Origin of the sequence: Fibrobacter sp. UWEL (genome assembly GCF_900142535.1) — a bacterium.
In the GTDB taxonomy this organism is placed as follows: Bacteria; Fibrobacterota; Fibrobacteria; order Fibrobacterales; family Fibrobacteraceae; genus Fibrobacter.
Genome location: NZ_FRBE01000020.1, coordinates 1 through 24875, shown reverse-complemented (window position 1 = coordinate 24875; position 24875 = coordinate 1). Strand labels below are relative to the sequence as shown.

At 49.7% G+C, this 24875-nt stretch carries 20 protein-coding genes and 1 tRNA gene; 11 read left to right on the top strand and 10 right to left on the bottom strand.

All coding sequences use genetic code 11. The annotated features are described in order from the left end of the window. Positions 1 to 124: 124 nt before the first annotated feature. Positions 125 to 2425, bottom strand: coding sequence for a penicillin-binding protein 1A (locus BUB59_RS11865; protein ID WP_083540313.1), 2301 nt, complete (start codon positions 2423 to 2425; stop codon positions 125 to 127). A gap of 194 nt (positions 2426 to 2619) precedes the next feature. Here BUB59_RS11865 and BUB59_RS11860 point away from each other — a divergent pair. From BUB59_RS11860 to BUB59_RS11820, 9 genes are all read left to right on the top strand, one after another. Then, positions 2620 to 2693: transfer RNA gene (locus BUB59_RS11860), tRNA-Arg, on the top strand. Positions 2694 to 2989: 296 nt separating this feature from the next. After that, entirely contained in the window at positions 2990 to 3265 is a 276-nt protein-coding gene (locus BUB59_RS15835) for a helix-turn-helix domain-containing protein (RefSeq protein WP_083540311.1), read from the top strand. A 34-nt stretch (positions 3266 to 3299) separates the two neighbouring features. Next, positions 3300 to 4421, top strand: coding sequence for a dual-specificity RNA methyltransferase RlmN (gene rlmN, locus BUB59_RS11850; protein WP_073230234.1), 1122 nt, complete (start codon positions 3300 to 3302; stop codon positions 4419 to 4421). A gap of 74 nt (positions 4422 to 4495) precedes the next feature. Next, positions 4496 to 5116: a methyltransferase gene (locus BUB59_RS11845; RefSeq protein WP_073230232.1), complete on the top strand. Its 621-nt coding sequence runs from the start codon at positions 4496 to 4498 to the stop codon at positions 5114 to 5116. 298 nt (positions 5117 to 5414) lie between these two features. Next, the gene (locus BUB59_RS11840) at positions 5415 to 5912 is read left to right on the top strand and encodes a YchJ family protein (RefSeq protein ID WP_073230229.1); all 498 of its coding nucleotides are present in this window, start codon (positions 5415 to 5417) and stop codon (positions 5910 to 5912) included. Between the two features lie 41 nt (positions 5913 to 5953). Further along, the gene (gene argC / locus BUB59_RS11835) at positions 5954 to 6928 is read left to right on the top strand and encodes an N-acetyl-gamma-glutamyl-phosphate reductase (RefSeq protein ID WP_073230227.1); all 975 of its coding nucleotides are present in this window, start codon (positions 5954 to 5956) and stop codon (positions 6926 to 6928) included. 29 nt (positions 6929 to 6957) lie between these two features. After that, the gene (obgE, locus tag BUB59_RS11830) at positions 6958 to 8085 is read left to right on the top strand and encodes a GTPase ObgE (protein ID WP_083540310.1); all 1128 of its coding nucleotides are present in this window, start codon (positions 6958 to 6960) and stop codon (positions 8083 to 8085) included. Positions 8086 to 8123: 38 nt separating this feature from the next. Further along, complete coding sequence (gene smpB / locus BUB59_RS11825; protein WP_073230225.1) at positions 8124 to 8594, top strand: SsrA-binding protein SmpB; 471 nt, start codon at positions 8124 to 8126, stop codon at positions 8592 to 8594. Beyond that, on the top strand, positions 8594 to 9757 hold the full coding sequence (locus tag BUB59_RS11820) for an N-acetylmuramoyl-L-alanine amidase (protein WP_234980041.1): 1164 nt from the start codon (positions 8594 to 8596) through the stop codon (positions 9755 to 9757). The genes smpB and BUB59_RS11820 overlap by 1 nt, the downstream gene beginning before the upstream one ends. A gap of 13 nt (positions 9758 to 9770) precedes the next feature. Here the strand turns inward: BUB59_RS11820 and BUB59_RS11815 are convergent, their stop codons facing one another. The 4 genes from BUB59_RS11815 to BUB59_RS11800 form a co-directional block, all read right to left on the bottom strand. After that, positions 9771 to 10544, bottom strand: coding sequence for a hypothetical protein (locus BUB59_RS11815; RefSeq protein ID WP_073230223.1), 774 nt, complete (start codon positions 10542 to 10544; stop codon positions 9771 to 9773). 251 nt (positions 10545 to 10795) lie between these two features. Further along, positions 10796 to 11539, bottom strand: a complete 744-nt coding sequence (locus tag BUB59_RS11810) for a YebC/PmpR family DNA-binding transcriptional regulator (protein ID WP_073230221.1) — start codon at positions 11537 to 11539, stop codon at positions 10796 to 10798. A 70-nt stretch (positions 11540 to 11609) separates the two neighbouring features. After that, positions 11610 to 12350, bottom strand: coding sequence for a hypothetical protein (locus BUB59_RS11805; protein ID WP_073230219.1), 741 nt, complete (start codon positions 12348 to 12350; stop codon positions 11610 to 11612). A gap of 46 nt (positions 12351 to 12396) precedes the next feature. After that, the gene (locus tag BUB59_RS11800; RefSeq protein ID WP_073230217.1) at positions 12397 to 14010 is read right to left on the bottom strand and encodes a phosphohexomutase domain-containing protein; all 1614 of its coding nucleotides are present in this window, start codon (positions 14008 to 14010) and stop codon (positions 12397 to 12399) included. A 224-nt stretch (positions 14011 to 14234) separates the two neighbouring features. Between BUB59_RS11800 and dapA the strand changes: the two genes are divergently transcribed. Beyond that, positions 14235 to 15191, top strand: a complete 957-nt coding sequence (dapA, locus tag BUB59_RS11795; protein ID WP_073230215.1) for a 4-hydroxy-tetrahydrodipicolinate synthase — start codon at positions 14235 to 14237, stop codon at positions 15189 to 15191. Between the two features lie 14 nt (positions 15192 to 15205). Then, entirely contained in the window at positions 15206 to 15949 is a 744-nt protein-coding gene (locus BUB59_RS11790) for a hypothetical protein (protein ID WP_073230213.1), read from the top strand. 103 nt (positions 15950 to 16052) lie between these two features. Here BUB59_RS11790 and BUB59_RS11785 read toward each other — a convergent pair whose 3' ends face one another. The 5 genes from BUB59_RS11785 to BUB59_RS11765 form a co-directional block, all read right to left on the bottom strand. Then, complete coding sequence (locus tag BUB59_RS11785) at positions 16053 to 17708, bottom strand: FISUMP domain-containing protein (protein WP_073230211.1); 1656 nt, start codon at positions 17706 to 17708, stop codon at positions 16053 to 16055. Between the two features lie 192 nt (positions 17709 to 17900). After that, positions 17901 to 19385: a DUF1846 domain-containing protein gene (locus BUB59_RS11780; RefSeq protein ID WP_073230209.1), complete on the bottom strand. Its 1485-nt coding sequence runs from the start codon at positions 19383 to 19385 to the stop codon at positions 17901 to 17903. Positions 19386 to 19546: 161 nt separating this feature from the next. Beyond that, on the bottom strand, positions 19547 to 21139 hold the full coding sequence (locus tag BUB59_RS11775; RefSeq protein ID WP_073230207.1) for an EAL domain-containing protein: 1593 nt from the start codon (positions 21137 to 21139) through the stop codon (positions 19547 to 19549). A gap of 363 nt (positions 21140 to 21502) precedes the next feature. Next, a complete protein-coding gene (ilvC, locus tag BUB59_RS11770) occupies positions 21503 to 22987 on the bottom strand; it encodes a ketol-acid reductoisomerase (RefSeq protein WP_073230205.1) in 1485 nt (494 codons plus the stop codon). A 27-nt stretch (positions 22988 to 23014) separates the two neighbouring features. Continuing rightward, positions 23015 to 24790 carry an ATP-binding protein gene (locus tag BUB59_RS11765; protein WP_143160371.1) on the bottom strand — a complete coding sequence of 592 codons (1776 nt, stop codon included), beginning with the start codon at positions 24788 to 24790 and terminating at the stop codon, positions 23015 to 23017. Positions 24791 to 24875: the final 85 nt, after the last annotated feature.

The window sequence follows — 24875 nt, the reverse complement described above, 5'->3', positions numbered from 1 at the left end:
CGACCTAGACTTTCTCCTAATGGAACATCCTGGTTCGAAAGAACCGGGATGTTTTTTTATTCAAGCGAGTACAAAAAAAGGGCGACTGTTGTTGAACAGCCGCCCTGATGCAAATCTTTGTTGCTTAGAACATCTTTCTTGCAGACTTCTTGCCACCAGCAGCCTTGGGAGCCGTGGTGGTAGCGTTCCTGTTACTGAAGAGGGTTGCGTCGTCAGAAGACTTGGTGCGGACTTCGTAATGGTTACCGTCGCACTTTTCAGTGGGAGCTCCAGAGAGGTACAGGCAGTAAGTCTTTTCGGAGCAGAATTCGCCAGCAGCCTTGCCTGTAGCATTACAAATACCCTTGCCGATCACACCTGCGGGGGTCTTGAAGTTTTCCTTAGGCAGATCCTTGTGGAGTTCCTTCATGACAGCAATCCAGACAGGCAGGGCATCTTCGGTACCAGTGTGGCCCGGGCCCATGGACTGGGGATTGTCGATACCGACCCAAACACCCATGGTGTAGCGCTTGGTAAAGCCGATGTACCATGCGTCCGTGTAATCATTGGAAGTACCGGTCTTACCACCGCTAGGATGATGGAATCCGCCGTTGTACACACGAGCCGCAGTACCGCGAATGTTCACATCCTTCAGCATATCAATCATGATGTAAGCAGCCGCAGGATTCAAAACTTCGTGTTCCACCTTGGAGCTCTTTTCAATCACTTCACCGTGCTTATCCACGATGGATTCAATCATGTACGGTTCCAGACGGTTACCGCCGTTGGGGAATACCGTGTAGGCGCAAGTCATTTCCATGAGGGTCGCACCGATGGAACCCAGAGCCATACTGGGAACTGCAGTCAGAGGAGCCTTCTGGATACCGAACTTACGGGCGTAGTTCACCACGTTTGCAAGACCATACTTCTGTGCGGTCAAAATGGCGGGCAGGTTCTTAGACTTGTAAAGAGCGCGACGGAGAGTCATCATGCCTTCGAAGTCATGTTCGAAGTTAGCCGGACGCCAGATCTGCTTTTCAGCCTTGCCGTTCACGATCTTGTCCTGGTCCTGAATGGTAATGGGAGCGTCGTTCACAGAGTCACAAGGGCTTGCACCGCTAGAAATGGCGGTAGAGTAAACGATAGGCTTGAAGGAAGAACCGGTCTGACGGAGAGACTGGACGGCGCGGTTCCAGCGAGACTTGTTCCAGTCAGAACCACCCACCATGGCGCGAATTGCACCCGTTTCATTTTCCACCAGGATGGCAGCGATTTCAGCATCGTGATAGACAAGGCTATCCGGCATACGGCCGCGCTTTTCTTCGTAGTTCTTCTTGACGATGGCGAACAGGCTATCGAAATGAGCCACCACGCTATCTTCCGGCATATCGAACTTCTTGGCCATGCCGAACTTGCGAGTGAAACGATACTTGATGCGACGGCGAACCTTGGTTACCTGAGCGAGAGCCGCACTATCGGCAAAGGCCTGGATTTCCGGATCGATGGTACTGTTGATGGAGACGCCATCTGCATAGAGGGAATTTTCACCATACTTCTTTTCCATGTACTTACGAATTTCTTCGTAGAAGTAAAGGCCTGCACCGGTTTCAATCTGCTTGGGAGCGAGAGTGATGGGAGTCTTGATATACTCGTGATATTCATCGTTAGTGATGTAGCCAGCATCGCGCATGGCGTAAAGCACGGTATTGCGACGTTCCAGGGAAGCCTTGGGATGACGGTCCGGACGATAAGCTTCAGGACGCTGGAGCATACCGGCAAGAACAGCGTATTCCGGAATGGAAAGGCTGTCCAGGGGCTTTCCGAAATAGAACTTACCAGCCGCCTGGAAACCGTAGTTACCGCCAGACAGGTAAACTTCATTCATATAGAATTCAAGAATTTCTTCCTTGGTATAAGTCTGTTCAATACGGATGGCCGTCATCATTTCCTTAATCTTACGAGCCAAGGAACGTTCCGGTGTCAAGAACAGGAGCTTGGTCAACTGCTGGGTCAAGGTAGACGCACCGCGGAGCTTACCACCCTTGGCCACCTTTTCAAGGATAGCGGAAGGAATCGCCCACACGTTCATGCCCCAGTGATCGTAGAAGACTCGGTCTTCTGTAGCCATCACCGCATGAATGGCGTTCTTGGGAATGGAATCGAAGGGAGTCCATTCACGACGTTCCACGAAGTATTCGTGAGCCACTTCGCCGTTCATATCGTAGATCTTGGTCACCAGCTTGGGGTTGATCTGTTCCAGCTGAGTCAAGGACGGAAGTTCCGGAGCGTAGTGGTTGTACACTGCAACAGCACCAATGATGACTGCAATCACCGGAATTTCAAAAATGATAAGCCACTTGATGACTTTCTTGTCGGTGAACCATCCCTTAAGAGTAACCTTCAGGGTATTCAGGACTTTCAACAGAATTGGTTTAATCTTATTCATGATTCCATCATGGAAAAAAAGTTGGTCCAAAAATAGCTATTTAAATAGGACATCCTTGTTTCGTCGGATTCTAGAAGCCCTATTTTGGGCCTCATAAAAAAAAATCAAGTTTTTTAAACAAGAACCCTTGACAAATCTTTGTGCTTATCTATATTTGGGCACGTTGAAAGCGAGAGCGGACAACAAAACAAAATGCGGATGTAGCCCAACTGGATAGAGCGTTTGGCTACGAACCAAAAGGCTCCAGGTTCGAGTCCTGGCACCCGCACGAAAGAGACTTAACGAAAGTTAAGTCTCTTTTTTTGTCCATAAATTACACGCTAGACAATCCCGAAACGAAGCGGAAACAACTTACACAAATCTTACTCAATACTTGCAGCGAAGCCCGTAAACACGGGCATCCAGCGCATTTCCAACTTCATAAGTTTCCACAATTTAACACATTTTGCAAACCATAGTTTGCACCTACCATCCGCTATTTTTTATAGTTTTGTATTGTGTTCATGTAGGGGTGGTGAGAAGGTGTTTTGGTGAAACTAATTCAAGGATCATCAAGGATAAATAATGGTTTACAAGGAACACGTCCTGAAAAAGGTGATGCGACACATCTTCCTTTCTAGGCGCCAGGACAAGGGATTGACACAAAACGGGCTTTCCGAAATTTCAAACATTACAAGACAGTTTATATCACAGGTGGAAAGCGGAAAACGTCAGCCATCCGTACAGACACTCTGCAATTTGGCAACTGCTTACGGGCTTTCCATTTCAGAACTTTTTCTAGAAATAGACACCCTGTATAGTCAATTTGACGAGGGTCCGGGCCCCGAAAACCACCCTTAACAAAAAACTTAAAATTTACTATCTTTGCGCCACTATGGAATGGCAGCGCAATATCAAAACATTAACGGAAGACGAGATTAAGGCTTGGCTCCGCGAGGTGGACGAAAAACCTTTCCGCGCTGAACAAATCCAGAAATGGCTTTTCTGCCAGCAGGTGAAATCCTTCGACGAGATGTTGAACATTTCCCCCGCTCTCCGCGAAAAATTGGCAAAGCAGTTTGAGCTCCGCTCCCTGAAGGAAGACCAGCACATGGTTTCCGTCGATGGCACCGTCAAGTGGCTTTTCGAGACTTGGGACGGACATCACATCGAAACCGTGATGATTCCTGCCAACGGCCGTTTTTCCGTATGTGTTTCGACCCAGGTGGGCTGCGCCATGAACTGCGCATTCTGCCGCACCGCAAAGATGGGCTTCTTCCGCAACCTGGAAGCAGGTGAAATCCTGGAAGAAATCATCAACGTGAACTGGTACCTGAAGGAAAACAACATCTTCAATGAAGAAGGTCAGATCGCCCAGGTGACCAACATCATCTTCATGGGCATGGGCGAGCCCCTGAACAATCTGGAAAACGTACATCGCGTTTGCTGCACACTGCACAACCAGAAGTTGTTCAATATGGGTTCCAAGCGCATGACCGTTAGCACCAGCGGTGTGGTCCCTCGCATCAAGGAACTGGTGGACCGCAATACTCCCTGCTGCCTAGCAATCAGCTTGAACAGCACCAATAACGAGTACCGTTCCTCCGTGATGCCCGTAAACAACATCTGGCCCATCGAAAAGCTTTTGGAAGGTGTAGACGAATACATTCGCCGCACCGACAATTACGTCACGTTTGAATTCGTGCTGATTCAGGGAATCACCTGCACACCCAAGGCCGCCAAGGAACTGATTCGCATTTGCGCTCCCCGTCGTGTCAAGGTAAACGCCATCATCCTAAACGATGGAGACGATCCCAACTTACATGCACCCACACCCGACGAAGTGGATACCTTCCTCGCCGCGGTTCGTGCAGCCCAGATTCAGATCACGATTCGTACGGCTCGCGGCAGAGATATCCTCGCCGCCTGTGGACAGCTCGCACACAAGAAGAAGAACGACCAGGGCGTTTTCGAAAGAGGGTCAAGCCTCCCCGACGCCACGCCTCGACAGAGCTAGAGATTTGCGGGGGCAGGTCGAACTAGAGTTTTTTGAAATAGTAAATAGAAAGAGAAATAGAAAGGACGGTAATTATGTTAACGCAAAACCTCCCGGAATTCTGGGATAACCTCTACGCCGATGGAAAGGACTATTGGAATATCAAGAAGGCAACTCCAGCCCTTCTGGAATTCTTCAAGAATCCTGCATGCCCTGCCACCGGATCTGTTCTGGTTCCGGGCGCCGGCTTTGGCTACGATGCCGAAGCTTGGGCTTTGCGCGGTCACGACGTGCTGGCAGTCGATTTTGCCCCCACCGCCGTGGACGAACTGGACCATCTGAGCCGCAAGCACAAGAACCTGCGTTCTCTGGACTTGGACCTGTTCACCCTTTCTCCCAAGGATCAGAAGCGCGGTGGCCAGCAGTTTGACATCGTTTACGACTACTGCACCTTCTCCGCTATTCATCCGGGTCGCCGCGACGAATTCTTCGAAGTCTGCTACAAGATGATGAAGGACGACGGCTTGCTGATTTCCCTCATGTACCCCCTGACCAGCGGCAATACCCTGCAGGGTCCTCCCCACTGCACCAGCGAAGGCGAACTGATGGCTCGTCTGGACGGCGTGTTCGATATCGTGGACCGCATTCCTGCTGTAAACAGCCTGCCGGGTCGTGAAGGCAAGGAAGAATTCTGGCTTCTCAAAAAATGTTTGTAAGAGACCGTTCACGCAGTACGTAGGGTAAAGAACCTACGCATTGCGTTCACTCTCAAAAAGTCCTGGGTAAAACCAGGACTTTTTTCACAAGAAGACCGTTCACGCAGTACGTAGGGTAAAGAACCTACGCATTGCGTTCACTCTCAAAAAGTCCTGGGTAAAACCAGGACTTTTTTCACATAGCATGCATCCCGCAGCACAAGCCCCTAAACCCTATCCCCTAGCCCCTAGAACACAACACTCCCCACGTTTTTTCTATCTTTTTCTTGTAAATTTTTCAAACTATAAAGAGGTTATTATGGCTCAAGATTTATGCCCCTGTGGTTCCGGTAAAGAATATTGCGAATGCTGCGAACCTATCATCAAGCAAACTGCACTTGCTGCATCTCCCGAAGCTTTGATGCGTTCTCGCTACACCGCCTATGCCAAGCACGAAATTGCATGGTTGAAGGAATCTCTGGAAGCTACTCAGCGTTCTGACTTCGACGAAGCAAGCGTTGAAGCATGGAGCCGCGAATCTGAATGGCTGGGCATTGAAATCAAGCAGACCAAGACCGAAGAAGAAAAGAACATCGGTTGGGTTGAATTCGTTGCAAAGTTCAAGCAGGGCAACATCACTCGCGACCACCACGAACTGGGTGAATTCCACAAGGTGGGCGGTGCATGGTTCTTCTATGACGGTCGTGCAGTGAAGCAGGAAACCGTTCGCAAGACCGGTCCAGATGTTGGCCGTAACGATCCGTGCCCCTGCGGTTCCGGCAAGAAGTACAAGAAGTGCTGCGGCGCTGGCAAGTAATCTAGAGCAAACAAGCTCGCACCTATTTCAAAGGATTAGCAATGTTCAAAGTTTTCGTTGATGGCGAAGCCGGTACTACTGGTCTTCAGATTTATGATCGTCTTGCAAAGCGTAACGACATCGAAGTTCTCCGCATTTCCCAGGAACTGCGTAAGGACACAGCCGAACGCCAGCGTCTGATCAATGAATCCGACGTAACCTTCCTGTGTCTGCCCGATGCAGCCGCCATGGAAAGTGCCGCCCTCTGCACCAACCCGGATACATGCATTATCGATGCTTCTACAGCTCATCGTGTAAATCCGGACTGGACTTACGGTATGCCGGAACTTTCCGCAGCACAGCGTGAAGCCATCAGCAAGGCCAAGCGCATTGCCAATCCTGGTTGCCATGCTACCGGTTTTATTCTGGGTGTTCACCCGCTGGTAGCAAGCGGCCTGCTGCCCAAGTCTGCAAATGTTGCAGCTTACAGCATTACGGGTTATTCTGGCGGCGGCAAGAAGCTCATCGCCGAATACGAAGAAGAAGAAGCCCTGGGCCACAAGGCAGGCGAATCTCTCGCTATTATGGCCCCGGCTCCCTACGCCCTGGCACTTTCCCACAAGCACATTCCCGAAATGAAGAAGTACTGCGAACTGGAAAACACGCCCTTCTTCAATCCGGTGCTTGGCCCCTACTACAAGGGCATGGCTGTGACCGTTGCAATTTTCGCAAACCAGCTGACTAAGAAGGTCGGTCCGGCAGAACTGACCGAAGTTCTGAAGCAGCACTATGCAGGTTCCAACTTCGTAACCGTTATGCCTTACGAAGCCACCCCCACGGAAACTCCGGCCCTCATTAACGGCCGTCTGAATCCCACCATCTGCAACAACACCAACAACGCTTGTATCCAGGTCTTCGGCAACGAAACCATCATGCAGGTGACCACCATTATCGACAACCTGGGTAAGGGCGCCAGCGGTGCCGCAATCCAGAACATGAACATCGCACTGGGTCTCGACGAAACCCTGGGCCTGTAAGTAAACCTCACCCACCCCACGGGAGAATTATGTTTTTAGACGAAAAATCAATCGAAGTGCGCTCCGGCAAAGGCGGCGACGGCATCTGCAGTTTCCACCGCGAAAAGTTTGTTCCCCTGGGCGGCCCCGATGGCGGTGACGGCGGCCGTGGCGGTCACGTAATCCTCCAAGTCAACGAACAGTATTCTACCCTGCTGGATATGGGTAACGCTCGTCTGTACAAGGCTCGTCCTGGTCAGGCAGGCGGCGCCAAGCGTTGCACCGGAAAGTCCGCAGAAGACCTGATCGTGGATGTCCCCAAGGGAACTATCGTCAAGGATGCAGAAGGCCGCATTCTGGCAGACCTGACCGAAGACGGCCAGCGCTGGATTGCCGCTCGTGGCGGCAAGGGCGGTATGGGCAACCAGCACTTTGCAACTCCTGCAAACCAGGCTCCCCGTAAGTGCACTCCCGGCGAAGCTGGCGAAAAGCGCGAACTCTTCCTGGAACTGAAGCTCATGGCTGACGTGGGCCTGGTAGGTTTCCCCAACGCAGGCAAGTCTAGTCTTGTGAACAAAATTTCCAGCGGACGTCCGAAGGTAGGTGACTACCCCTTTACCACTTTGGAACCCGTACTTGGCATCGTGCAGATGAACGGCCACAGCTTTGTGGTGGCAGATATTCCGGGTCTTCTGGAAGGCGCCAGCGAAGGCAAGGGCCTGGGTCACCAGTTCCTGAAGCACATCGAACGCACCCATACACTTTTGTTTGTAATTGACGGTTACGCCGATAACGCATACGAACAGTTCAGTGTTTTGAAGGGCGAGCTGGCAGCATTCCATCCGAAGCTCGCAAAGAAGCCCTACGTCATTGCACTTAACAAAAGCGACCTTGGCATCGATAATGCTATTAAGGAATTTGCTGGCTATAAGGAGCACGTCATCGTGACCTCTGCTGTCACCGGTGAAGGTTGCAAGGAATTGCAGCAGGCGCTGGACGCAGCCGTCCCCCACGTTCAGAAAAAGAAGGTGGGTTGGGAATCCAAGAAGGTTGTGGAAGCAAAGACCATGAAGGCAGCTGATAAGACCAAGGCAAAGGCAGCCCGTAAGGAAGCTGCAAAGCCCGCCAAGTCTGCCGCCAAGACCACTGCAAAGAAGGCTCCTGCCAAGAAGAAGTAGAGCCCCGCGATCCGCAACTCATGAAGGTTTATTAGTCAATGGCAAAAAAAGAACAAGCAACTCCAGTCATCCAGAATAGAAAGGCAAACCACCTTTACTTTGTGGATGAGACCTTCGAGGTGGGCATCATGCTCATCGGTTCCGAAGTCAAGTCCATTCGCGATGGCAAGTGTACCATTGGCGAAGCCTGGATTGACCTGGACGAAGAGAAGGACGAAATCTGGCTGGTAGGCGCCCACATTGACGAATACCTTTTCGCAAACCGATTCAACCATTTCCCCGCAAGACGTCGTAAGCTTCTGGCCCATGTTCATGAAATCCAGAAGATGCGCAAGGCCAAGGAGCAGAAGGGATGCACCCTCATCCCCTTGAAAATTTACTTCAAGAATCGCCGCGCCAAGCTGGAAATGGGAATCTGTCGCGGTAAGGATCAGCACGATAAGCGCCAGTCCCTTCTGGAACGTGACGCCAAGATGGAAATGGCAAGAGCAGCTAAGGCACACAAGTAATGAATCGTATTCTCGGGAAAGTCCTCGCAGTCTTATGCCTGATGGCAGCTACCCTCTGGGCAGTTCAAGTGGACGTGGAAACCTTCGCCAAGAATAAACAAGCCTCTTTCCATTGGTATCCCGTACAGAAAACGGTTTCTCTTGTTGGTGCCTCCGACACCATCAAGATGGCCATCAGCCTCCCCTTCGCCTTCCATAACGGCAAGTCCATCGAACTCAAGACGCCGCCCGTCCTCAAGGACAATAAGATTTGGATGGACGCCGCAGACACGGCGAAGTTTGTATTTACAAAAACAGCTAGCAGTTCAAGCGCACCCAAGACCGTAAGCAGTTCCAGTGCCGTAAAACCTGCCAGCAGCTCCAGCAGCGCAACTCTTAAGGTCAGTTCCAGCAGCGTCGTCTCCGTAGCGGTCGCCGCTCCCAAGAACGAAACCGCAGGCACCCGCGAAGTCAAGACCATCGTCATCGACCCAGGTCATGGCGGTAAGGACTCCGGCGCATTAGGCGCCAAGGCTCAGGAAAAGGACATCGTCCTCACCGTGGGCAAGCTGCTAAAAAAAGAACTTGAAAAGGATGGCTTCAAGGTCAAGATGACCCGCGACAAGGACGTGTTCATCGAATTGGGCCAGCGAGCCAATCTGGCAAACCAGTGGGATGGCGACCTCTTCATCAGCCTCCACTGTAACGCCGTAGATGCCACTCCCGAACGTAAGAAGCAAATCAAGGGTTACCACGTCTATGTACTTCGCGCTCCCGAAAGCGAAGAAGATGCAGCCATCGCCCGTCGCGAAAACAAGGTGGCCACCCTCTACGGCGAAAAGAACGCCAAGGAAGAACTCTCCCCCATCGAATGGTTCAAGCTGGAAGCCCGCCTGGAAAAGTACAAGCAGAACAGCTACATGTTCACCGAGGAAATGCTCAAGGCAAACGAAGGCTACAAGATTCGCAAGCAAGCAGGCGGCGTAGGCGGTGCAGGCTTCATGGTTCTGGTGGGTGCATTAATGCCCGCCGTTCTATACGAAATCGGCTTCATCAGCAACCTTGATGACGAAGCCTACATGATGAGTGATGCCGGCCAGAAGGACATCGCAGAACGTATCTCCAAGGCAGTATCCAACTACAAGGCCGCAGTCCATAACTACCGCGAAACCCTGGGCCGATAAACGCCCGACAATTTTATCGAAGTGAACGACTCACTTTCCCCTTTCCTGCATTTACGCGACTGTGCTTATTCCCGGCACTGCGAGTTCCATTTATCTGATACAGAACTTCGCCAGAAGATTCTTTTTTGATGGGAATGTCAGTCCCAATATTCCATCTGGAATAGTCAACACGCCTTGCGGCAGGTAACGAATCCGTATAGGTAGGAACTACACTGAACGTAGGCGTTCCATCATCCTGATAGACACACTGGTGAGCATAATACGACGGGATACCCCTTTCATGGCCACCACGTTCTTTTAAAGTATCATACACGGTGATATACTGACACAGTGCATAGTAGCTGGAGTCCTTGCGATAGACAAAATAATTCGTGTCATTTTTCACAGAGTCTTTGCTTTCCATGAAATAAGTATCAAAAAATATATCAGCATCTCTATAGGAACTTGGATCAAAGACTGCTGTATCTTCTAAATCTAGAACTTTACCCGCAACTAGGGAATCCATAGACTTCACCCTCCAGAACTGGTCATCAATTTTGTCTGGTTTGTGAAAGTATAAACTTCTAAGGCAATCCCCATTTGCGAAATCGCATACACAGGTCTCATAGGTAACCCAATATGCACCTTCATTCAACTTTTCCCAGTCCTGATCAAACAGCCCCTCATCGCCAAACGCCCAATATGATGAATTGTAATCCTCAAAGAGAGTAACAACAAAGGATTGTTCCCATTCTTTTGCGAACAAACTTACAGCCAAGCAGAAAACAGCGGCAAGAATCTTTTTCATATAAACCTCCTAAAGACTAGCCCTCATCGCTTTTAATATAAACTCGCAAATCATTCCAGAGGACAGCTCTATGCAAATTTCCGTTGTTCATTTAACAATACGGAAGCCCAAAGATCGAGCGCAGTTCCATGTGCAAAGATCTGCGCAAACGGTCTCCGTGAGCAAAAAGCCACTGGTTGTTAACCAGTGGCTTTTTGTGAGAGCGAGCGCAACGCGTAGGTTCTTATCCTAACGTACTGCGCGAGCGGTCATTACTCAGCGTCCATGTCAGCTTCGTCGATTTCAGCGTTGTGGTAAACGTCCTGAACGTCGTCGTGATCTTCGAACTTGTCGATGAGCTTGAGGAGCTTCACTGCGTCGTCGTGGCCCAGCTTGACGGGGTCATTGGCAACGTAGGTGATTTCAGCACTCATCATTTCGATGTTTGCACCTTCGAGAGCGCGGGTAACAGCGTCGAAGCCTTCCGGAGAGGTGGAGATTTCGTGAACGCCGTCTTCGGTGCTCATGTCTTCTGCGCCAGCTTCCAGAACCAGATCCATGACCTGATCTTCGGTGTACTTTTCAGCGTCGATAACGATAATGCCCTTGTAAGTGAATGCCCAGGTAACAGAACCGGATTCACCCATTGCACCACCATTCTTGTTGAAGATATTGCGGATTTCAGCAACGGTACGGACCTTGTTATCAGTCATGCACTGCACCATGATAGCGATGCCTGCAGGACCGCGACCTTCGTACAGCGGTTCAGTAACGTCGGCACCACCGTTAGCGCCAGTACCCTTGGCAATAGCACTTTCGATGTTCTTGGTGGGCAAGCTCTGAGACTTAGACTTGATGATTGCAGCACGGAGGCGGGGGTTTGCATCCGGGTTGCCGCCGCCCAGCTTAGCAGCGATAGAAATTTCCTTAATCAGCTTATTCCAAGCCTTGGCGCGAGCGACGTCGGTCTTAGCTTTCTTACGTTTGGTGGTGGCCCATTTGGAGTGACCGGACATAGATTACCTCTTATAGGTTTTAAAGTTTTCGGGTCAAAAATAATTTTTTTTTGAGGCAATGTAAAGCGGATTACTTCTGCTTCATCTTGCACTGGCGTCTTTCCTTGACGCTCAGGGACGGATCGTCACAATCTTGCTTTTTTTTTGCCTTCTTTTCTTTCTTGGACGCAGGAGCAGCGGCCTTCTTAGAAGGTGCCGGGGCAGGTTCAGCTTCTACGCGACGCTTCTTTGTAGAAATAGTGCCGTCATCGTCAGAAAGCTTCTTTTTCTTCTTGCCCTGCATTGCCTGGAGTTTCTTCTTGTCCATAGGATCTGCGGAAGCCTTAGTGATTGCTCTTTCGTACTTACCGCCCCAGACGTTACCCACCAGGGAACCGGATTCCTGAGCATCCTTCAGGATACCCATGGCCCATTCGTCATTGGCAGGAGGCAGCAGTTTGAACTGCAGGTTACGAATCTTGGTAGCTTCTTCTTCATAATAGAGCATCATGTCAAAGAAACCCACCTGGTATTCTTCACCATCGGTACCAGAAGCAGCAGACGGAATGTATGCAAGAACTGCATACAGATCACCGTCGAAGAGGGCGTTCAACAGAACGTCCGGATCTCCACCGGGAGCCTGGACTTCACCTGTTGCCTGGAAAGCCCAGGGAGCGACGTCCACCGTCAACTGGAACTTGTGGAAACCCTTAGTAACCTTGGGAGTCAGCTTCAGCAAACCACCAGAGAAAGCCTGGAATTCAGGCTTCAGGTTCTGAGCGGAGCAGACAACCGCAAAAGCTAAAAAGAGAAAAGCAATCAATCGTTTCATAGGATAACTCCTTTTGAACAAACTTTACTCCAACAAGCAGTCGAGGCTAGTTCTTGTAGAACAGAGCCTTGGCAGCTTCGAACATCGGATCCTTTTCGTCCGGGTTGCGGCATTCGGTATAGATACGAACCTTGGGTTCGGTACCGGACGGGCGAACCAGCATCCAGGAATCGTCTTCGAAAATAATCTTCACGCCATCGAGAGTCAAGAGCTGCTTGACAGTCTTTTCGGTGGAGCCCACCATGACCTTAGCGCCAACCTGGGCAGCTTCGGCAACAGCGTTCACCTTAGCAATGAGAGGAGCGCCCACCAGGGACTTGTCCACTTCGAAGCCAGCGCGGCTCGGGTAGAAGCGGCCATATTCTTCGTACAGGGCATCCAGGTATTCACCCAGGTTCTTGCCAGTCTGGGCCATGATTTCCAGAGCCATGAGAAGACCGAACTGAGCATCCTTTTCGAGAGTGTTGTTCAGACCAGAGATACCATCGGATTCTTCGAAGGCAACCAGAGCCTTGTCCTTAGCGGTGCGAGACAGCCAGGGGCGGAAGTTCTTGAAGCCCACCGGAGTTTCCATCACGGGAACGCCCAGCTTTTCGGCGATGATGTTCACGAAGTTGGAAGTTGCAACGGACTTAGCAACAACGCCCTGTTCCTTACGCCAGGTAGCCATGTAGTGGAAAGCGATTGCACCGAACTGGTTCATATCGATTTCGCGAGTACCGTCGTAGAAACGGATACGGTCACCATCCGGGTCAAAGATTGCGCCCAGGCGGAACCAGGACTTGCTTTCGTCCAGGACCTTACGGACCTTTTCAAGATTCTTGGAGGACGGTTCCGGTGCGATGCCGCCGAACAGGCTGTCATCTTCGTTACGAAGAGTGATGAGGCATTCCGGATTGTCGAGAAGTGCAGCCGGACGACGACGGGTAGAACCGTGAACGTGGTCGCAAACCAGAGTCAGACGACCCTGCTTGATGAATTCCTTGATGCGAGAGAACTTGATGGTGCCCTGCTTGATGAGGAATTCCTTGTAGATCTTCAGGGAGTCGATGATTTCCCAGTCAACCTTGGATACCGGTTCAAACTTCCAGGTAGCCATCATTTCATTAGACAGCTTGGTAATCACGTTGGTGATTTCCGGACCTGCAGGACCGCCGTCAGCCGGGTTGAACTTGATGCCGTTGTAGTGGCTGGGGTTGTGAGACGGAGTCATGTTGATGGAGCAAGCAGCGCCCAGCATTTCGATTGCAGCGGAGAATTCCGGAGTGGGCATTTCATTGCCGTAGTAAACCTTAACACCGGCCTTGGCGAACTGGTCAGCAACAGCTTCGCAGAATTCATGACCCAGGAGACGGTTGTCGTGGCCAACCACAACGCCGCGCTTCTGGAGTTCAGCGAAGTCCTTCACGCCCAGAGCTTCGAACATAGCTGCGTCTGCTTCCTTGTAGAGGCGAACGATTGCAGCACCAACGACCTGCAGATTACGGAGAGTGAATTCAGAACCGATTTCACCGCGCCAGCCAGAGGTACCGAAGCTAACCTTAGCCGGTTCCTGGGAGGTGAGAGCCACCTGCTTGACCTGTTCAACCAGAGCCATGTCAGTAGCAGGGTTAAATTCGGGGGACTGGATCTTCTTCCAAATCTGTGTAATGTTTTCCATATAGGTTCCTATTTTGAAGTTTTTTACGGAGTTCAATTTAAAAAAATTTACGGTTCCCCGTATGGCCTTCTCGACGAAAATTCACTTGTACAAGAAACCCAGTCCCGAGGTACCCAAAACATTCATAACGTCAAAATCTGACATGTAAAACAAAAAGCGTATTATTCGCCATTTTTTAAGGAATTTCATAGCCCAGAATGGCATTTTTTAGCTATTTTATAGCCATGCAAATTACAAAAGCTTCTCAACTTACTGGTGTTTTTCCCGCATTGTTCACTCCGTTGATGAACGATGATCCCAAGAACCTCAACAACTCCATCGACTACAAGAAGATGGAAAAGATGATTGACGACCTCATCGCCTCTGGTGTTTCCGGCATTTTGCCCGTTGGCACAACCGGCCAGAGCGCAACCGTCACTCACAAGCAGCACCTCGACATCATCAAGTTCACTCTGGACTACGTAGGCGGCCGCGTTCCTGTTATCGCAGGCGCAGGTTCCAACTGCACTCGTGAATCTGTTGAAATGATCCAGGAAATCCTGAAGATTGCTGAAGTTCCCATGCTCTGCGTGACTGGTTACTACAACAACCCGTCCCAGGAAGGCATCGAAAAGCATTTCAAGACCTTGAGCGAAGAAACTGGCGCCAAGATCATCATCTATAACGTTCCGGGCCGTACCGCTAGCTACGTTCACCCCGACACCCTCATCTCCCTGTCCCAGGACAAGAACATCATCGGTCTGAAGCAGGCAGTTGACTTCCGCATTGGCGAAAAGTTCCACGAGGATACTAAGCGAGTGATCAATGAAACCAAGAACAACGATTTCGCCGTTCTCTCTGGCGAAGACGGTTTCTTCATTGACATGCTGGAAATGGGTGGCCAGGGTCTCATTACCGCAACCGGTAACATCCCCGAAGCAGCAAAGATTTTCTCTGACCTGTACAAGGCATATGTGGCAGGCGAATACCAGAAGTGCGACGACCTGCAGGACGCAGCTCGCGACTACGTAGAAGCAACCTTCTGCCGCAAGAACCCCATTCCTCTGGGAACCATGTTCAACAGCCCGCTGTTCCAGCCTATGACCAGCGTGAAGGACACCGCACGCGGTGACGAAGCTGTTGCTCGCATCATGAAGCTTATCAACGAAAAGGCAACAAGCCTCAAGAAGTATCACGTCTAATCAGGAGATTGACCATGGCAAAGAACACTAAAGTTCAGAAGTCCATTAGCGACGAAATCTGCGCTTACATCAGCAAGCAGAAGCTCCTCCCCATCCCCGTTCAGACCCTGAACGAAGAAGTGGAAGCAACCCGCTATTTCGGTGGCGACCTGAAGGAATTCATCGCTGCAGCAAAGTCTCTCAATGCAAAGAGCATCTTTGTTGAAACCCTGTACCTGGAAGAAGACGAATTCTTCTACGACAGCGGCATCGATGATGAAGAATATCTGGAAATGAACGGCTGCGGCTGCAACTGCGGTTGCTGCTGTGGCGGCGAATGCAACTGCGGCGATGACTGCAAGTGCGGTTGCAAGGACGACAAGAAAGCTTCCAAGAAGTCCAAGAAGGTCGAAGAAGAAGAAGATGGCGTATGGCTGGAACCGGAAGACCTGGATGGTCTGGACCTGTCCCTCCTGAAGCCGGAAATGGTGAAGTTCATGGACCGCATCGGCGAAAGCTGCGGCGTCCGTCTGACCGTTCCTGGTGTTGACCACCTCGAAGTCGAAATCTTCGCAGACTGGTACGACGAATTCGCCGAACTGGTAGATGAAGCTTCCGAAATCATCGAAGAAGATCCGGTTGGCGCTCTGGAAGACATGCAGGCTGCATTCGAAAAGGCTGAAGAAGAAGCTGAAGCTGCTGAAAAGGCTGCCAAAGCAGCTGACAAGGCTAAGGGTACCAAGAAGATTGCCGCCCACCCCCCGAAAAAGAGCAAGTAAGGCGAGTGTCGCAGTCATGATTGCATGACTAGAACCTTTCTAAAATAGATGAAGCTTAAAAAACGGTTCCTCGCAAAAGCGAGGAACCGTTTTACTTAATTATTTATTTAATATAAATCGTTTGATGTTCTACACAACGAACAGAGAGTCCTTGATATTTACCCACCACATTTATCGGCGCTAATTGGTTTGAATAAGCTAAAATAACATAGTTTGCGACAAGCGAGCTACTTTCATCTCTTGTCCAAAAACCGGTCGCCTGATTAATACGGCTATAACTTCCATCAGCCAACCTTTTGCCAGCAGGAAGGGCAGAAAATCCATACCAGTCCCTTCCACCAATAGCATATTCATCTAACAGTTTCCAATCTGTCGGAGATTTCAACGCAAGTCCCGCATACTCATCGCCAATAGTATTTATCAAATTTTCCCATTCAGCTTTTGACGGCACAAACCACCCTTCAGGGCAAACCCCTCTTACAACCGAAGCTGCCTCCATTTCGACACAGGTCGTTTCATAACCACACCCCTGCGTATAGCCACTAAACACCCCTGCAGAATCCATGACAGCGGACCATTTGTAAAGTCGTCCATATGCGATACAATTTTCGGGATCGTCATCATAACAAAAACTTTCTGCTGTACCTTCATTATAGTCATAATTCAAATTCTGAGCCATCCATTTCAGCCCACCAACTTCAACAACCCGATACTTTTGTCCGTCTCTTGCATCAGTCAAATATTCATACTCAGTCAAAGTCTTGCGATCCTTGCAGTAATGTTTACCAGGGTCATAGGCTGTCCCATTGCAAAGGGAATAAGCAGAGGACATAAAACAAAACTCGTTCTCTTTTTCAATATAAGTATTCCCACAGGGCTTATGCACTTTCCAAGTAACACCTTCATCGCTAGAAAGACATTCTTCACCACTTTCCGGATCGTACGAGCCCGCTTCAGCACATAAATAATACACGGAATCTTTGAAACAAAATTCGATAGACGGGTCATAAATTGAGTTACCACACCTGTCATATAGCGAATCTTTGTAGCAGAAAGTACGAAGTGCATTATAAGAGTTTCCGTTACAGAGCGGCATTACCGTAATATTCCCAAAGCAGAATTCCTTGGTAATATCGTATTTTTCGCCACTACAAAAGGGAGCAACTGTTTGATCCTGGCAAAATTCCTTTTGGGGATCATATGCTTTAGTACCACAGTAATCCAGAACCTCCCCTTTTAAACAGTATTGTGTTTTAGGATCAAAGGTTTTGCCACCGCAAAGAGAATAAACTATTTCTTTATTGCAAAATTGATTTTTGGGATCATACCCCTTTTCACCACAACGTACATACAGAGTATCGTTATGGCAAAAATTCTTGCTAGGGTTGTAGGGAGCTCCTTCACAGAAATCCATAACGAGGCCTTCATAGCAGAACTGCAATTTGGGATCGTAAGAGATAGAATCGCATAAACCTTTATAGACAGGGAGACTTGTATCTCCACATGAAACGGTTTCCTGGCCGACCATCTCATCCATAGAACATCCCGAGTCGTTCTGAACAGAATCAGAACTCACGGAATCACGACTATTGTCTACTTCGGAAAAATCCTCGTCATCCAAATCAATTGAATCCAGATCCGCGGAGAGCGAATCAGAACCATGTTCATCGATTCCTCTGGAAGGGGTTGATGAAGAATCTCCGCAAGCCGAGAAAACTACAAGAAAAACGACGGCATATGCCAAGAATAACTTTTTCATAAAAGCCCCTATCTCTATCGTATCCAAATTTAGAAATTACCCTCAAAAACAGAATACCTGTAAAGCAAGTTTTACCCTTCAGCTATCCAACCAAATCATTTTGAATAAATTAGGCGATTATAAAGAAGGACCCGCCGTAAAGCGAGTCCTTTTTAAAGTTGAAGCTAGTAAAGCGACAACAAGCCGATGTGCTTAAGTGTGGTACAACTTGGAAGTCTGATAATTCGGTTCAGAGGTCAAGTTCACACCCAGACGGCGGAACACACCTACATCAACCTGAGACAGGATTACGCTGGCATGAACGTCGCAGTGGCGCAGTTCAGGCAACTTTTCCAGGGCGATCTTTGCGTTGTAATCAGTGAGGGCACAAACAGAGAGAGCCACCAACACTTCGTCCATGTGGAGACGAGGATTGGTGTGGCCCAGCTGCTTGGTCTTCAAGTTCTGAATGGGTTCGATCACCATGGGAGAAAGCAGGCGGACTTCGTCGGGAATGCCAGCCAAGTGCTTGAGGGCATCCAAAAGCATTGCAGAGGAAGCGCCCAGCAAAGAAGAAGTCTTTGCAGCGATGATGGCGCCATCCTGCAGTTCGATAGCAACTGCGGGGCCGTTGGTTTCTTCGGCGCGCTTTACAGCGGCAGCAACCACCGGGCGGTCTTCAACGCTAATGTGAGCCTGTTCCATCACCAGCTGCTGCTTGTAAACCTGGTCCTTGTCTGCGTTGCCCTTACGGACATCGCAGAGGGTGTTGAAGTAGCGGCGGATGATTTCCTGCTTGGCAGCTTCGCTCACCGCTTCATCGTCAACGATGCAGTTACCAGCCATATTTACGCCCATGTCGGTGGGGCTCTTGTACGGAGATTCGCCCAAGATGCGGGTAAACAAAGCGTTCAGCACGGGGAACACTTCAACGTCACGGTTGTAGTTGATGGTGGTCTTGCCGTAAGCTTCCAGATGGAACGGGTCAATCATGTTCACGTCGTTCAAGTCGGCGGTGGCAGCTTCGTATGCCAGGTTCACCGGATGTTTCAGAGGAATGTTCCAGATGGGGAACGTTTCGAACTTAGCGTAACCAGCCTTAACGCCGTGAACGTTTTCATGATAAATCTGGGAAAGGCAGACAGCCATCTTTCCACTTCCCGGACCCGGAGCGGTAACCACCACCAGTTCACGAGTAGTTTCAACAAATTCATTCTTGCCATATCCATCGTCGCTCACAACAAGAGGAATGTTGTTCGGGTAACCAGCAATAGGATAATGACGGTAAACCTTCAGGCCCAGGCCTTCCAGTTTCTTCTGGTATGCCAGAGCGCTAGGCTGGTCCTGCCAGCGGGTCAGCACCACGCTGCTCACGTACAGGCCGTAACCGCGGAAGGCGTCAATCAAGCGAAGCACATCCTGATCGTAGGTAATGCCCAGGTCGCCACGAACCTTGTTCTTTTCGATATCGTTTGCGTTAACTGCGATAATGACTTCGGCCTTGTCCTTCAGCTTTTCCAGCATGCGGATCTTGGAGTCCGGAGCAAAGCCCGGCAGTACGCGGCTTGCGTGGTGGTCATCAAAGAGCTTGCCGCCAAATTCAAGGTAAAGTTTTCCACCGAACTTTGCAATACGTTCGGCAATCTTCTCGGACTGCGTTCTCAAGTACGCGTCGTTATCAAATCCAACTTTGAACATACATTTGCCCTATGTAGTTTTAAAATTATCGGGCAAAAAATAAAAAAATGAAGTCCATTCCCCTAGGTCAAAAAACGAAAAAAAAGGCTCTTTCCATAAAGGAATGAGCCTTTAAAATTTGGTTTTACAAGTTCTGAAAAACACGTTAAAACGCTAACTTATTATTTGTCAACGACTAACGTTGCAGACCCATAAGCCTTGACCGGACGACCGTTTTCATCGAACTCTGTGGTGTAGCGAACGTGGAACGGAACGTGATCCGCAGTCAAGGGAAGAATAGCCTCAATGGAAGGAACGCCCTCGGCAATCTGACGATGCCAATCCCTATACGTATCTGCAATATCAGCGGGGAAAAGACCACTTTCAATAACTGGTTCCGGATAGTTGTAGATGACCGGCGGCAAGCCCAAAACCTTCTGACAGCGGAAGCAGGGGCGCATCTCCTTAGTGGCAATGGAGTACTCCCACAAGAACATGTTAGCCTGTTCAATGGCAGCCTTGAAATTAGCTTCGCGGCGCGCAAATCCCGATAACGCCTGTTTCTCAAGCGTAATGTTACGGACCATCACATAGAACAGCTGGCTCACCTTGCTTTCGCCAATCAGCTGAATAGAATTGCGAATGCAAACCTTCTCGTTGCCGCAAGTCCTGGAACAAACGTTAGCCCAGATTTCACATTCGACTTCGCTCTTTGATTCTGCAGCCTTGGCCATAGCGGATCTAAAAATACCCAGATTTTCTTCGTCCATGGTGTTTTCAGGTTCCAGATCCAAGATCGCGGATTCAGACATATTCATGCCCATCTCGCGAAGGAATTTCTGATTAACGCGAAGGATTTCAGTCTTGCCCCCACGGAGTTCAAAGATGGCGGCGGCCCCCACGAAATTACTGAAGATCAAGGTTTCCATGGATTCAGGATTCCAGAATTTACCGGAACTCATGGTATCCACCAAATTCATCTGAGGAACGATGGTGCCAACGGAACTTTCGCAAAGAAGCTTTTCATATTCTTCAACGGGAAGCGGTTTGGAATAAAGGTAGCCCTGAATGTAATCGCATCCAACACTCCTTAAGAAATCAGCCTGTTCAATCGTTTCGACACCTTCGGCAATCACCGGAAGCTTAAGCCACTTGGCCATGCGAACCACGGAAGTCAAGATGGTGCCACCGCGGTCGTTTCCGATGGTGCCTGCGATAAACTTCAGATCTAACTTAAGAACATCGAACTCAATATCCTTAAGCACGTTCAAGGAGGAATAGCCACTGCCGAAGTCATCCATTTCAACAGTGTAGCCCAGACTATGAAGTTTCTTGATGGAATCAATTACAATCTGGGCACCCGCCACGGCGGCTGTTTCGGTAAGCTCAACGTGAATCAATTTGGTGGGAATCTCATACTTCTGACGAAGAATTTCCAGACGGTCAATATAATCCTCGCACAGAATATCATTACGGGACATATTCACGGAAATACGCACCAGGGACTTGTTGGAATCAATGCAGGCACGGAGGAACTCGCAGACACATTCAAACACGTACAAGTCTAGTGTAGGGATCACGCCCATCTCCTCGAGAGCCGGAATAAAATCCGCCGGCGAGATAAAGCCATGCTTGGGAGAAATCCAACGGACAAGAGCTTCCGCGCCAATCAGAGCTCCAGTAGAGTGGTTGTACTGCGGTTGCAAATACACCGAAAACTCGCGATTTGTTAGCGCTTCTTCAAACGATTCTGCTATCTGCTGGAAATTTACCATAAAACACCCATCTATATTCATTTCTAAACTATACTATTCCGCAACAAATGCAATACTGAAAAAACACCCAGCCCCCTCTTTTTAAGCAAAATCACAAATAAAGCGCACTTTTCCTTATTCCAATCTGGAACACCCTTCCAGAATTACACACAACATAAAAAAAGACGCCCTTTTCAGGACGCCTCTTGAATTGAACCGCTAAGTAGAACCTAGCGAGACAAAGAAAGGGCATCCCCTTGAGGAAATGCCCTTTCAAACTTTTGCCTTTCTACTCGCGTTGGATAATCGAGAGTAGCGAGGCCGCAGACCCCGAAGCCGTACATCTAGTACGGCGAGTGGGTCGAGAACGAAGCTAATCGAAGATTAGACAACGCGAGTCATGCCGGACATGCGGGCACGGAGCCATGCACCGATTTCTTCAACCGGGTGCTTACGGATGCTAGCATTGACCTTGATGAGTTCTTCGTTATCAACAGCGGTGGACTTGCCTTCGCCGAAGATAGCGCCGATATCTTCCTTAGTGACTTCCTTAGCCATGAAGTCCTTCAGCAGAGGCACGCACTTGTTAGCGAACAGGTAGCAGCCGTATTCTGCGGTGTCGGAGATAACGCGGTTCATTTCGAACAGCTTCTTACGAGCGATGAGGTTTGCAATGAGCGGAGTTTCGTGGAGAGATTCGTAGTATGCGCTCATGGGCTTGATGCCGACGGAGCACATGGTTTCGAATGCCAGTTCCACACCGGCCTTGATCATAGCGACCATGAGGACGCCGCGGTCGAAGTATTCCTGTTCGGAGATAGCCTTATCGGTAGCTGCAACCTTTTCGAATTCCAGTTCGCCAGTTTCTGCGCGCCAGGTCAGGAGGTCGTGGTCCTTGTTTTCCCAGTCGATCATCATGGTAGAAGAGAACTTACCGGAGATGATGTTGTCCTGGTGTTCCTGGTACAGAGAACGCATGATGACCTTCATCTTGTCAGCCAGTTCGTTTGCACGAATCTTAGCCGGGTTGGAGAGACGGTCCATCATATTGGTGATACCACCGTGCTTCAGAGCTTCGGAAATGGTTTCCCAACCGTACTGGAGGAGCTTGGTGACATAAGCGGGTTCCATGCCGAATTCCTTGACCATCTTGTCGTAGCAAAGGATGGTGCCGGTCTGGAGCATACCGCAGAGGATGGTCTGTTCGCCCATAAGGTCAGACTTCACTTCTGCAACGAAAGAGCTTTCGAGAACGCCCGGACGGTCAGCGTGGAGACCAGCGGCGTAAGCCTTAGCATAGTCCCAACCCTTGCCTTCGGGGTCGTTTTCGGGGTGGACAGCGATCAAGCAGGGCATACCGAAACCGCGAACGTATTCAGAACGGACTTCGGAACCCGGACCCTTGGGAGCCACCATGATAACGGTAATGTCTTCACGGATCTGCTGGCCTTCTTCAACGATGTTGAAGCCATGGCTGTAGGAGAGAGCTGCGCCCTTCTTCATGAGCTTCATGACAGCGGGGATCACGTTGTGGTGCTGCTTATCCGGTGTGAGGTTGCAAACCAGGTCAGCAGTGGGGATCATTTCTTCGTAGGTACCGACAGCAAAGCCGTTTTCGGTAGCGTTCTTCCAGGACTGACGCTTTTCAGCGATTGCTTCCGGACGGAGGGTGTAGGAAACATCCAGACCGCTATCACGCAGGTCGAGACCCTGATGGAGACCCTGAGCGCCGCAACCGACGAACACGATCTTCTTGCCCTTGAGGGCTTCTACACCGCGAGAAAATTCAGAAGAGTCCATGAAACGGCAGTGGCCGATTTCTTCCAGCTGACGACGCAGAGGAATGGAATTGAAGTAATTGATACCCATGATTATTTAACCTCTTTAGAGTAGTAATTAAAGTTTTCGGGTGAAATATACAATTTTTTCGATGAGGTTTCTATAGGCCTGAACCAGTGCATCGTGATTTTCCTGCACTTCGCCAAGTTTATCGGCAGCAGCGGCATGTTCCTGGGCTTCCGCCATTTTGGCAAGCTGTTCTGCGCCGATGGTTCTGGAGCTGCTCTTCAGGGCATGAACCACAATGCGATAATTCTTGCAGTCTTCTGCTTCCAGGAATTTCTGCAGGTCCGCAGTGGGATCGCCCTTCTGGTATTCCTCCACCATTTCCTGGTAGAATTCCTCACTTTCGGCACAGTAGGTAAGACCCTGCTTTATATCCAGTTCAGGGATTTTTTTCATGGCCTCCATAAAGTTCTGAGGAACATCTTCCACCGCAGGAGTAGCAGCCCCCGCCTTACGAACCATATGATGAGGCAGGTATTTCAGGATCATGGCATGGAGAGCCTTTTCACCAACCGGCTTGGAAAGATAGTCCGTAAAGCCGTGCTTCAGGTAATCTTCCTTAGCCCCTAGAATGGCGTTAGCGGACAGCATGATGACAGGAGTTCCATTACAGAGGCTGTCATCCATCTGCTGCATGGCGGCAAAGGTTTCAATGCCATCCATATCCGGCATCATGTGATCCATCAGGATGATGTCATAGCGGGTCTTTGTCACCTTGGTCAAAGCTTCCTTACCACTGGTAGCCGTATCCAGCTGGATTTGCGTATCCTTCAGGAGGCCTTCGACCACACGGAGATTCATCTTTACATCGTCCACCACCAGGACACGAGCGTTCGGAGCGGTATAGCCTCCCACCTCATTTTGAGTCTTGGCGAAAGCCATCTTGTGGCGAATGGCGAAGTCGCCCATGGCAGTTGCATTTTCCACCGTCTGGGGAATTCTCACGGTAAAGATAGAGCCCCTACCGTATTCACTTTCAACGATGATTTCGCCACCCATCATTTCAACCAGACGCTTGGTAATATTCAAGCCCAGGCCGGTACCTTCAATGGCGCGGTTTTTACGTTCATTCACGCGTTCGAACTTTTCGAACAACTTATCCAGATTTTCCTTCTGGATACCCTGCCCCGTATCGGCCACACGAATGACCAGAACCACTTGAGAGCCTTCTGCCAATTCGCCAGACTTCTCAAAATCCACAATCAAGGTGACCTTTCCCTTGGCGGTATACTTCACCGCATTGGAGAGAAGGTTGTTTCCAATCTGACGAATTCGAATTTCATCACCAAACAGAACCGACGGCAAGTTGGGGTTCACGCGAAGTTCCAAATCCAAAGCCTTCTCATTGGCTCTATCGTGAACCATGTTGTAGCAGTCGTTCAGTACCGAGAACATTTCATAACGCACCGGCAGAATTTCCATCTTGCCGGATTCGATCTTGGAAATATCCAGCACATCGTTCACAATGGAAAGAAGGGTGTGTCCAGCACTGTCAATATTCTGGGCACATTCTCTCATGGACTCGTCCGTCACCTTTTTCAAGAGCATGGCGTTCATGCCCAGAATGCCGTTAATAGGCGTACGGATTTCATGACTCATGTTTGCCAAGAACTGAGACTTAGCATCACTGGACGACAAGGCCTTGATTCGGTTTCGATAGCTGGATGTACAGAAATACAGAAGCAAGGCGAAAAGAATCAGGGAAATCAAGATATTGCGGTAAAGAATCAACTGAACGTTACGGAACAGTTCACTTTCGTTCACGATCGTCACCACATACCAGTCATCCTTCACGATGGAGAAGAACACCATGCAGAGATTAGGCAAGTCCTTTTCTGTAAATTCATGCGCAAAAAGCGGATTTTCCCATCTCCTTCTCGGTTAAGTAAGCTTTATCTTCCATCCATTCATC

Bases quoted from the DNA above. Each gene is read 5' to 3' on its own strand.
- BUB59_RS11865 (WP_083540313.1), bottom strand. From the start codon at position 2,425: ATGAATAAGATTAAACCAATTCTGTTGAAAGTCCTGAATACCCTGAAG.
- BUB59_RS15835 (WP_083540311.1), top strand. From the start codon at position 2,990: ATGGTTTACAAGGAACACGTCCTGAAAAAGGTGATGCGACACATCTTC.
- rlmN (WP_073230234.1), top strand. From the start codon at position 3,300: ATGGAATGGCAGCGCAATATCAAAACATTAACGGAAGACGAGATTAAG.
- BUB59_RS11845 (WP_073230232.1), top strand. From the start codon at position 4,496: ATGTTAACGCAAAACCTCCCGGAATTCTGGGATAACCTCTACGCCGAT.
- BUB59_RS11840 (WP_073230229.1), top strand. From the start codon at position 5,415: ATGGCTCAAGATTTATGCCCCTGTGGTTCCGGTAAAGAATATTGCGAA.
- argC (WP_073230227.1), top strand. From the start codon at position 5,954: ATGTTCAAAGTTTTCGTTGATGGCGAAGCCGGTACTACTGGTCTTCAG.
- obgE (WP_083540310.1), top strand. From the start codon at position 6,958: ATGTTTTTAGACGAAAAATCAATCGAAGTGCGCTCCGGCAAAGGCGGC.
- smpB (WP_073230225.1), top strand. From the start codon at position 8,124: ATGGCAAAAAAAGAACAAGCAACTCCAGTCATCCAGAATAGAAAGGCA.
- BUB59_RS11820 (WP_234980041.1), top strand. From the start codon at position 8,594: ATGAATCGTATTCTCGGGAAAGTCCTCGCAGTCTTATGCCTGATGGCA.
- BUB59_RS11815 (WP_073230223.1), bottom strand. From the start codon at position 10,544: ATGAAAAAGATTCTTGCCGCTGTTTTCTGCTTGGCTGTAAGTTTGTTC.
- BUB59_RS11810 (WP_073230221.1), bottom strand. From the start codon at position 11,539: ATGTCCGGTCACTCCAAATGGGCCACCACCAAACGTAAGAAAGCTAAG.
- BUB59_RS11805 (WP_073230219.1), bottom strand. From the start codon at position 12,350: ATGAAACGATTGATTGCTTTTCTCTTTTTAGCTTTTGCGGTTGTCTGC.
- BUB59_RS11800 (WP_073230217.1), bottom strand. From the start codon at position 14,010: ATGGAAAACATTACACAGATTTGGAAGAAGATCCAGTCCCCCGAATTT.
- dapA (WP_073230215.1), top strand. From the start codon at position 14,235: ATGCAAATTACAAAAGCTTCTCAACTTACTGGTGTTTTTCCCGCATTG.
- BUB59_RS11790 (WP_073230213.1), top strand. From the start codon at position 15,206: ATGGCAAAGAACACTAAAGTTCAGAAGTCCATTAGCGACGAAATCTGC.
- BUB59_RS11785 (WP_073230211.1), bottom strand. From the start codon at position 17,708: ATGAAAAAGTTATTCTTGGCATATGCCGTCGTTTTTCTTGTAGTTTTC.
- BUB59_RS11780 (WP_073230209.1), bottom strand. From the start codon at position 19,385: ATGTTCAAAGTTGGATTTGATAACGACGCGTACTTGAGAACGCAGTCC.
- BUB59_RS11775 (WP_073230207.1), bottom strand. From the start codon at position 21,139: ATGGTAAATTTCCAGCAGATAGCAGAATCGTTTGAAGAAGCGCTAACA.
- ilvC (WP_073230205.1), bottom strand. From the start codon at position 22,987: ATGGGTATCAATTACTTCAATTCCATTCCTCTGCGTCGTCAGCTGGAA.